This is a genomic window from Oceanospirillum maris DSM 6286, from assembly GCF_000422865.1.
In the GTDB taxonomy this organism is placed as follows: domain Bacteria; phylum Pseudomonadota; class Gammaproteobacteria; order Pseudomonadales; family Halomonadaceae; genus Oceanospirillum; species Oceanospirillum maris.
In genome coordinates this window covers 36,764-39,304 of the sequence record NZ_KE383939.1, presented here as the reverse complement: position 1 = coordinate 39,304, position 2,541 = coordinate 36,764, and the positions used below count along the sequence as shown (strand labels likewise).

The 2,541-nt window shown below is 42.1% G+C and carries 1 protein-coding gene and 1 pseudogene; both read right to left on the bottom strand.

Annotated elements, in window-relative coordinates; all coding sequences use genetic code 11:
- Window positions 1-253: 253 nt before the first annotated feature.
- Window positions 254-1,723: a caspase family protein gene (locus G517_RS0116975; protein WP_028305386.1), complete on the bottom strand. Its 1,470-nt coding sequence runs from the start codon at window positions 1,721-1,723 to the stop codon at window positions 254-256.
- A 249-nt stretch (window positions 1,724-1,972) separates the two neighbouring features.
- Window positions 1,973-2,541: pseudogene (locus G517_RS20955) on the bottom strand (transposase); the annotation flags it as partial.

Sequence of the window (2,541 nt, the reverse complement as noted above, 5' to 3'; positions counted from 1 at the left end):
TAGTAGCCAAATGCCCAGCGTAATGGCTGGGACACGGTGAAGGCCTGAACCTGAAGGTCAGTGAGGAGCCTGTGAAGCTCAACGTTTCATTCCCGACCGGGCTAAGAAACATTGGCGCAAAAGCAGAAGCCAGCATTGGAGTAAGTCGGAGCTAATCGGCCAGCTTGCTTTAAGCATCTTTAGGAAACGCCCTGTGCGGAGCCGCATGCAGGGTGTTGTGGGGGCTGGAGGCTAGATACCTCCGGCTACCCGATTAACTGCGTTTTAGTGTATGCCTGTATGGAAATTCTAATTTAGAACTTTCATTTATAGGTATATTTGACTGAATAGATATAGATTTCTTAGGGATCATCATTTCTGTTGATATTTTATCGAGTAATGAATCGTATCTCATTGAGTCATAAGCGATCTCACCATCAAACGAGTATTTTTCCCATCCATCTTCACCATATAAAATGTTTTCACCATCAAAGTGAACTTCTTTAACGATCACACTCCCACTTTTAGATTCTGAAGATGATAATTCGATTGATGCGTCATCAATAGCTTTACCAGGCAATAGATAAAAACTATTTGAAAATGGAAGTAATACTTCTGCTATGAAATCAAATGCTGGCTTGTATTCAGGATAAACATCGAGCTCAAAAACTGCATTGAACATTGTTGTTTTGAATGAAGTTCTAAAATCACCTCTAGGATTAAAGAATATTTCAAAAAGCATACCTTCCAAGATGCAAATTTGTTTCTCAATATCAATGTTAGATAATTTAGAGCGGAAATTATTAACGTAATCTAAAGCACTTCCAGAGTTTCCGCATGCGGCTTGATACAAATTTCTTCCTAAGACAAATAGAGTATCATCGTCTGCCCCAGTAAGTAATTGGCTCGTAAGTCTATCGATAGCGGGGTTTTGAACATACCAATTGTGAGACTTAATTTTCTCAATAATTTCGTGACATGTATTTCCCGCCACGACCGTAAAAAGATCATCGGCAATTGCGATTTTACTATATTTATCGATTTTGCTACCTAAACTTAGATTGAAATAGAAATCACCTGTTAGAGACGTATGCTCCCAAGAGGTTTGCTTTCCACTCGTAATTACCGATAAAGAATTTCTTACTTTTTTAAACACGTCTTCAATTGCGATATCAGGCTTGTTTATATGTTTTAGAAGTGACTCAGTATAAGCTCCATTGTTACCTAAACCATCTGAAGCTGTTTCCCCTGGAGAAGTAGAATAAGCAATAAGGGTTCCCTTTGGAGCAAACATAGGTGCTAAGGAACCTGATGCTAAAGAGCGGCTCCAGCTTCTTTCATATGGATTATCTCTGCAAGAGTCTAATATAACTAAATTTGTTTTATTTGAGCATGTATCCATTGTATCTATGAGCCTATTTAAAGGATAGGAAGTCCATTTGGCAGCTGGCTCATCAGTAAACGTAGTATCGATACATGTTATATAATTTTCGCCACCAATTTGCATTCCATGGCCTGCAAAATAAAATAGTCCTACATCATTACTATTCAGGCCATCTTTGAATGACGACATGGCTCTTTCTAAATCTTCATTGCTACAGTCTGTAAGTTTAATGACGGTAAAGCCGAGACCTTCGAGCGATTGGCTTATATCATTCGCATCATTAACCGCATTGGGGAGCTTTGCTCCATCACTAGGGTAATCTCCATTCCCAACAACAAGGGCTATCATTTTTCTATTCATTATAAATACCTAAATCTAAAATTATGTAAAGTTGGGATATTGCGAAAGCAGTTAACGAGCCTGTAGAAAAACCTGTTTCTAACCCGTTTTTCCCACCAACAACTCGCTCTCTGTTGTTAATTGTTGATTGCCGGTTTTGCCGGTAATCGCTTGTTTATTCTGTGTTTCCGGCCTTTTTAGGCTTTGGTCGTCTGTCAGCTCGATTCATGCTGCTTTCAGTGCCTGTTCTAAGGCTGTATTCACTCTGTTTTACGGGCTGAGATGCCCGTATTTTGCCAGTTTTTCTACATTATGCACCAGACAATAAAGCTGCCATTGGCCCTGTACTTTGGTTTTACTTCTCAGGCTAAAGCGGTTCAGTCTTTTGTTGGTGCCGATGTTGCCGAAGACCGGTTCGACAACGGACATCCGGTGGCTGTAGATTTGTTTGCCGTGGGGGCTGTCGACACGATGCTTCATCCAGTCGGTGTAGCTGGGTGGTCGTTTGTCATTTAACGGGAAGCTGACTTGGCGGCCTGCGCCTTTGTGGTGATTGGCTGCGGAGGGGTTCTTCATGCAGCGGTGCTTTTTGTGGCAGTTCCGGCATTGCAGTAGCCTGCCTTCAAAATAGGCGATGGCCTGGCCTTGGTCGTTGTATCGTGTACCGCGATGACTAATGGAGTTCCCTGCTGGACAGATACAAGTCATTTTAATGGGGTCGAACTGGAACTCGCTGGCTGGGATCCGTTGTTTGGCTTGGGCTTGCCCGGTATCTGGTGGCGTTTGCCGTATTTCTCTTTCTGGTGAGCGAACTTGGGATCACGGCTACGGAACTGGTT